The sequence below is a fragment of the Chryseobacterium polytrichastri genome, from assembly GCF_900142445.1.
Taxonomy (GTDB): Bacteria; Bacteroidota; Bacteroidia; order Flavobacteriales; family Weeksellaceae; genus Chryseobacterium; species Chryseobacterium polytrichastri.
Window position 1 is genome coordinate 1 of sequence record NZ_FRAV01000069.1, and the last position, 7,234, is coordinate 7,234.

Below are 7,234 nucleotides of genomic sequence, written 5' to 3' on the forward strand. Positions count from 1 at the left end.
AAGGAATATTGGTAAATACAGAGCAAGAGCAAAACCAATAGTTCCTAAAAATCAACGAAATAGCTTATGAAATACACTAACTTAATGACATTGGGCTTTAGCCCATTCCTATTGATACACAACATTGTGTTATTAGTGAAAAAATTAGTGTAATTTGTGTTTAACAATAGCTCGGTGCAGTTTTTGTATTTAATCAACAAAGCCTTAATTATGAAATTTGAAAACAATAAATCCGGAAACGGCGGAGTTCTTACGCTAAATAACGAAATCAAAGAAATAGGAAGATTAACCTACACCATTTTTCCTGAAGATCATAAATTAATCATTTCCTTCGTTTTAGTTCACCCTGAATTTGAAGGCAGAGGAATGGGAAAATATTTGGTTGAGGAAGCCATCAAATTCTCGCGAGAAAATAATTGGAAGGTTTATCCACACTGTTCTTACGCAAGAGCTGTAATGACGAGAATGAGCGATGTAGATGATATCTTTTTAAAGAATTAAAACATCATTCACCAATATATCCTCAATATTATCCGGGTAGTTTACTTTAAGATGATGATCAGAAGCTACCCAATCTCTTATTTCATTTAATGCTAAAACTTTAGAATTCGGAATTCCCATTTTATCTAAAGCACAAGCATTGCATTCCTGCTCGTATTGGTTATGAATAGGAATAACGAATAATTTTTTATCCATAAAAAGGGCCTCAGCAGGAGTTTCGAAACCGGCGTTGCATAAAATACCCTCACAGTTTTCAAAATATTTTAAATATTGAATTTCATCAATTGGGAAAACTTCAACGTTTCTTACTTTAAACTGAATTTTACTGTGCTTTGAAAACACTTTCCATTCAACAGGAATTTGCTCTAAAACTTTAATAATATTTTCATCAGAAAAACTCGGTAAATAAACAAGATAATAGCCTTTTTTATCAGGATTAAGATTTCTTATTTTATGGCGAATAACAGGTTTTTTGATTTGTGGGTGATAATTTTCAAAATGAAAACCTATCTTCCGTTCACTGGGAACGTAGTATTTCAGAATCATCTCTCCAAGAAAATCTTTCTTATCTGGTTTCGGCGTTTCAGCAAAACTCATGGACGCCTGATGACTTAATTCTATCATAGGAAGCTTCTTGAGTTTACTAGCCCAACCTGTCAACGGTTCGTAATCATTAATAATTAAATCATACTGTTTTAACTCTAGTTCCCTAATCGTTTTGATTGCTTCAAAAAACTTATTCTCCACAAACGTTTTTCGATAGGATAATCCTCCGGTTTTGTTATAAAGAAGGGAAATACCTTTATGTTGAAAGTTAATGTCGAAATCAGCCTTTAATTGCGATTGATGACCACTGATCAATGTATCAACCGAAGCGTATTTTTTAAGAATGGGAATAATTTCCTGTGCTCTTGCGACATGTCCGTTTCCGGTACCCTGAAATGCGTATAAGATTTTCATTTAGGAAAAATTGGTTACTATTTTTAAAAGCTCAGAATTATCCATATCCTGAATTTCTTCTACTTCATCATCTTTCAACAAATGTTTATGCTCATCATAATAAAAGATTTTCCATTCTTTCTCATTATATTCCAAAGCAGATAAATTTTCTATCCAATCTCCGGAATTCAAATAAGTACAAGATCCTTTTTTATTGATAACTTCTCTGATTTGAGGTTGGTGAATATGTCCGCAAATAACATAGTCATAATGATTATCGATGGCCAACTCAGAGGCCGTCAATTCAAAATCACCGATATATTTCACCGCTTTTTTCACATTGTTTTTGATCTTTTTTGAAAATGAGTATTTCTCTTTCCCCATTTTATCTAAAAACCAATTTACAACATTATTGATTACAATTAATAAATCATACCCTTTTCCTCCTAATTTAGCAATCCATTTAGAATGCTGGACAGATGCATCGAAAACATCCCCATGGAAGATCCAGGTTTTCTTTTGATCAATGTTTAAACAAATTTTATTGCAGACTTTAAGCTTACCCAATTGAAAATCGGTAAACTTTCGGAACATCTCGTCGTGGTTCCCTGTGATATAGTACACATCAGTATTTTTGGTGGCCAAGGAAAGAATTTTCTTGATCACCTTCAAATGAGGTTTAGGGAAGTAAGACTTTTTGAATTGCCAGATATCGATAATATCACCATTCAAAACTAAAATCTTAGGCTGAATAGAATTTAGATATCTTAATAATTCTTTAGCCTTACATCCATAAGTTCCCAAATGAACATCCGAAATAACAACTAACTCAATATCTCTTTTCATAGTTTTATGCAAAGAAACTAATTGAAAGTTAACTGTATATGAATGTTATATTATTTTTATAGAGAGTTCATCAACTCTTCCGTAATTTCCATATTGTGATAAACGTTTTGTACGTCATCATCTTCCTCGAAACGGTCAAGCATTTTCATGTTTGCCTTGAACTGCTCTTCTGTAACTTCTTTTGTATTGTTGGCGATTCTTTGAAGTTCTGCACTCTTCACTTCAATTTTAAGCTCATCTAGTTTATGAGATAAAGAACCGAAATCTTCAAAAGCAGTGGTGATCATCACTTCCTCTTCATCTTTTTCAACATCTTCTGCTCCACCGTCGATCATTTCCATTTCGAAATCATCCCAATCCATTTTGATCTGAGCAATATCGATACTGAAAACACCTTTTCTGTCGAAGATAAAAGCTAATTCACCATTCTTGCCTAAGTTACCGTCAAACTTATTAAAAACAGCTCTTACATTGGCAACCGTTCTCGTAGTATTATTCGTTGTACATTCTACGAAGAAAGCAACACCTCCTTGCCCATATCCTTCATATGTAATCTCTTCATAGTTCTCTGCATCTGCACCACTTGCCTTTTTAATTGCTCTTTCAACATTATCCTTCGGCATGTTTGCTCCTTTGGCATTCTGGATACATCTTCTCAATGCAGGATTTGCCTCAACATCAGGTCCACCAGCTTTTACAGCTAATGCGATATCTTTTCCTATTTTAGAAAAAGTTTTGGCCATTTTATCCCAACGGGCCATTTTAGAAGCTTTTCTATATTCAAACGCTCTTCCCATTTTTATTTTAAATTTTCAACAAAATTAATTAAAAGTAAACGAAAAAAAAATACCCCCAGAGAACTGGAGGTATTTATTATTTAGAAAAATTAATTATTTTTTCTTTTTAGCTGGAGCTTTCTTAGCTGTAGCCTTTTTAGCTGTAGCTTTTTTACCTCCTTTTTTAGTAGCTTTTTTAACTTTTACTGGAGTTGGATCTGCGTAATCTCTTTTTTGAAGAGCACTCCACTGAGCAGCATCAGTAACAGCTTTTACAACTACTTTTCTGTCAACTTGTCTTTCAGCATCAGAAGCTTTTGCAGGAACTGTAGCTTTAGCAGCACCTACACCAATAGATTTAAGAGCATTAGCATCTACACCTCTAGCATCTAGTGCAGCAACTACAGCAGCAGCTCTTTCTCTAGATAATTTCAAGTTGTAAGCAGCAGCACCTTTAGCATCAGTTCTACCTTCTAATAGATAGTTACCTCCGTCTTTCTTAATCAAATCAGCAGCTTCGTCTAATGCAGTTTTAGATTCTGCTTTGATAGTTGCTTTATTGAAATCAAAGAATACACTTCCAAACTTAGCTTCTAATTCGATTGCAGTTTGTTCTTTTGGCTTAGGACATCCGTTGTATTCAGGAAGACCTGGAACTGTAGGACAAGCATCATCTTTATCAAGGATACCGTCACCGTCAGTATCTGGCCAAGGACAACCGTTGTTTTCAGCAGGACCTGCAACTGTAGGACAAGCATCATCTTTGTCGATAATACCGTCACCGTCAGTATCTGGCCAAGGACAACCGTTGTTTTCAACTGGACCAGCAACATCTGGACACTGATCGTCTTTATCTGGAACTCCATCACCGTCAGTATCAGGACATCCTTGGAATTCAGGTAAACCTGGTGTATCTGGACACAAATCGTCCTTATCTAAGATACCATCATGATCTCTATCTCTGTTACCAAATCTGAAGTTCAATGAAGCAGAAGCTTGCCAGAAGTTAGCAACTGTAGATTTGTCACCTGGAGTTGATACGTAATCTCCTTGTACACCTAAACCGAAGTTTTTAGTCAACCAGAAATTTACACCAGCACCAGTAGAAACTGTAAAGAAGTTAGCTTTACCATTTTCGTTACCGTTATCTCCATTTTGAACCCACTCTCCGTTAACATCAGTTCTTGGGAAAGTAAGAGCAGTATAGTCATGTCTTAAGTAGTTAGCACCAACTCTTAAATATGGATCAAACCAAGATTCTTCGTTCCATAAAAGACCTGCAGCCTTCACTTGTAAACCAAGACCAGTCATCAACATAAACTCTTTACCCATGTTGAATCTTTTGTTCTCAACATTCCCAACAGAAGTCTGCCAATCTACAACGAAACCTTTCGCAACGTTTCTTGCAACTGTAAGCTTAGATAATGGAGGTGTAATAGAGAAGTTGTTCGTATTGAACATTGTCTTCGTTAAATTTTTAGCAGAGAACGTATTACTGAATCCAGTTCTAACTGCTGTGTGATTTTCCGCATGAGCACCAACCCCGATCATCCACGGATTGTTGGTAGTCTGAGCGAACACAGTAGAAGCAACAGTAAGCGCCAATGCTGAAATTCCTAATTTTAGATTTTTCATAGAATTAAATGATTAAATAATTGATAATGCAAAATAAATATAATTTTTCTTTATAAACAAAGTTTTTCAAATGATTTTTAACTTTTCTTTAATATTCTGTCCAGATTTCGTTTGTTTTCTCTATCTTTTATGCTCTCCCTTTTATCAAAAAGCTTTTTCCCTCTTCCCAAGGCAATCAGCACCTTCGCTTTGCCCCTATCATTTATATACAATTTTAAAGGAATAATCGTATTACCTGCATCTTTTAGCTTCTTTTCAAGTTTTTGCAATTCTTTTTTGTGCAAGAGCAATTTCCGTTCCCTTTTTGTTTTATGATTATAAAATGTTCCCAATTTATATTCATCAATCATCATATTAATGATATACAATTCCCCATCAATAAACTGACAGAACGATTCTGTTATGGAAGCCTTTGAAGAACGTAACGATTTGATTTCAGTACCTGTTAAAACCATACCTGCTTCCATTTCTTCGATAAATTCATATTCGAATCTGGCTCTCCTATTTAATATATTGACTGTTTTTTCAATCTTCATTTTAGTATTCCTAGTAGTTATATTAAGATTGAATTATCTTCAATCCTATATTAAGTCATCTCTTTGAGACTTCGTTTTTTGTAATTTCGTTAATGAAATATATAAAAAATACCCCATATTTAAAAACTTGAATATTACATTATTACGAAATACCCAAATTCTTTTCGTATTTTTGCGCCAAATTTACAAAACTATATGTTAACAGTATCTAACTTATCTTTACAATTCGGGAAAAGAGTTCTTTTTGATGATGTAAACATCATGTTTACCAAAGGAAACTGCTACGGGATCATCGGAGCAAATGGTGCAGGAAAGTCTACATTCCTTAAAATATTAACAGGAAAGCAGGATCCAACAACAGGACATGTATCTCTGGAACCAGGAAAAAGAATGTCAGTTTTGGAGCAGGATCACTTTGCATACGATCAATATACTGTTCTGGAAACTGTTTTAAGAGGAAACACAAAATTATTTGAAATAAAAGAAGAGATGGACGCTTTGTACGCCAAAGAAGACTTCTCTGATGAAGACGGTATTAAAGCAGGTGAACTTGGGGTAGTTTACGATGAAATGGGAGGATGGAACTCGGAATCTAATGCACAGACCATGCTTTCTAACGTAGGTATTAAGGACGACATGCATTGGCAAATGATGGGGGAACTTGAAAACCAGGACAAAGTAAAAGTTCTTTTGGCTCAGGCTCTTTTTGGAACCCCTGATGTATTGATTCTGGATGAACCTACGAATGACCTTGACATTGAAACAATTGCTTGGTTAGAAAATTTCCTTGCAGATTACGAAAACACTGTAATTGTGGTATCTCACGACCGTCACTTCTTAGATACGGTTTGTACGCATATTGGAGATTTAGATTATGCTAAATTAAACCTTTACACTGGTAACTACTCTTTCTGGTATCAAGCTTCTCAGCTAGCAACAAGACAGAGAGCTCAGGCTAACAAAAAAGCGGAAGAAAAGAAAAAAGAGCTTCAGGATTTCATCGCAAGATTTAGTTCAAACGTTGCAAAAGCTAAACAGGCAACTGCAAGAAAGAAAATGATCGATAAATTAAACATCGATGACATTAAACCTTCTTCAAGAAGATACCCGGCTATTATTTTCGAAATGGAAAGAGAAGCAGGAGATCAGATTTTAGATGTAAAAGGTCTTGAAAAAACGAAAGATGGGGAATTACTGTTCTCAAACATCGATCTAAACCTTAAAAAAGGAGATAAAGTAGCTGTACTTTCTAAAAACTCTTTAGCAATTACTGAATTTTTTGAAATTCTAGCAGGAAATAATCCAGCAGATAAAGGAAATGTAGCTTGGGGAGTTACCACAAACCAATCTCACATGCCTTTGGATAACACTAAATTCTTCCAAGAAGACATCAGCTTGGTAGATTGGTTGAGACAATTCACTAAAAATGATGAAGAACGTCACGAAGAATTCATGAGAGGATTCTTAGGAAGAATGCTATTCTCAGGGGATGAAGCGTTGAAATCTTGTACTGTACTTTCAGGAGGTGAAAAAATGAGATGTATGTTCAGTAGAATGATGCTTCAGAAAGCAAATGTTCTTTTACTTGATGAACCTACCAACCACTTAGACCTAGAAAGTATCACAACACTGAACAACTCATTGTCTAACTTTAAAGGAAATCTATTGTTGTCATCTCATGACCACGAAATGCTTTCAACAGTGTGTAACAGAATCATCGAATTAACTCCTCAAGGAATTATCGATAGAGAAATGACTTATGACGAATATCTTTCTGATAAAAAGATCAAAGAATTAAGAGAAAAAATGTATTCTTAATCGGATACAATTTTTAAAATCTGTCTGGTCCTAAAAATGCGATACAGATTATAGGTCAAAAATAGATAATTAAACCAAAGCAAAAACATTTTTGCTTTGGTTTTTTGTTTTGTATGTTTTCATTTTCAATTCAGACTGGTTGTGCATTTGGTTTGGCGTAAGATAATGATTCGAAAAATGTGG

The 7,234-nt window shown here is 34.7% G+C and carries 7 protein-coding genes; 2 read left to right on the top strand and 5 right to left on the bottom strand.

What is annotated here, in order from left to right; translation table 11 throughout:
- Positions 1 to 210 precede the first annotated feature (210 nt).
- Positions 211 to 501: a GNAT family N-acetyltransferase gene (locus BUB80_RS22695; RefSeq protein WP_073297978.1), complete on the top strand. Its 291-nt coding sequence runs from the start codon at positions 211 to 213 to the stop codon at positions 499 to 501.
- On the opposite strand, the gene BUB80_RS22700 is transcribed toward BUB80_RS22695, so the two are convergent.
- From BUB80_RS22700 to smpB, 5 genes are all read right to left on the bottom strand, one after another.
- Positions 490 to 1,461 (bottom strand): glycosyltransferase family protein, encoded by a 972-nt coding sequence (locus BUB80_RS22700; RefSeq protein WP_073297980.1) that lies wholly within the window; start codon positions 1,459 to 1,461, stop codon positions 490 to 492. The two genes, BUB80_RS22695 and BUB80_RS22700, sit on opposite strands and share 12 nt — an antisense overlap.
- Complete coding sequence (locus BUB80_RS22705) at positions 1,462 to 2,286, bottom strand: UDP-2,3-diacylglucosamine diphosphatase (RefSeq protein ID WP_054511993.1); 825 nt, start codon at positions 2,284 to 2,286, stop codon at positions 1,462 to 1,464.
- Between the two features lie 56 nt (positions 2,287 to 2,342).
- Positions 2,343 to 3,083, bottom strand: a complete 741-nt coding sequence (locus tag BUB80_RS22710; RefSeq protein ID WP_073297982.1) for a YebC/PmpR family DNA-binding transcriptional regulator — start codon at positions 3,081 to 3,083, stop codon at positions 2,343 to 2,345.
- 93 nt (positions 3,084 to 3,176) lie between these two features.
- Complete coding sequence (locus tag BUB80_RS22715) at positions 3,177 to 4,697, bottom strand: OmpA family protein (protein ID WP_073297984.1); 1,521 nt, start codon at positions 4,695 to 4,697, stop codon at positions 3,177 to 3,179.
- Positions 4,698 to 4,774: 77 nt separating this feature from the next.
- A complete protein-coding gene (smpB, locus tag BUB80_RS22720) occupies positions 4,775 to 5,233 on the bottom strand; it encodes an SsrA-binding protein SmpB (protein ID WP_073297985.1) in 459 nt (152 codons plus the stop codon).
- A gap of 195 nt (positions 5,234 to 5,428) precedes the next feature.
- Here smpB and BUB80_RS22725 point away from each other — a divergent pair, with 195 nt between their 5' ends.
- Positions 5,429 to 7,051 carry an ABC-F family ATP-binding cassette domain-containing protein gene (locus BUB80_RS22725; RefSeq protein WP_073297987.1) on the top strand — a complete coding sequence of 541 codons (1,623 nt, stop codon included), beginning with the start codon at positions 5,429 to 5,431 and terminating at the stop codon, positions 7,049 to 7,051.
- Positions 7,052 to 7,234 lie beyond the last annotated feature (183 nt).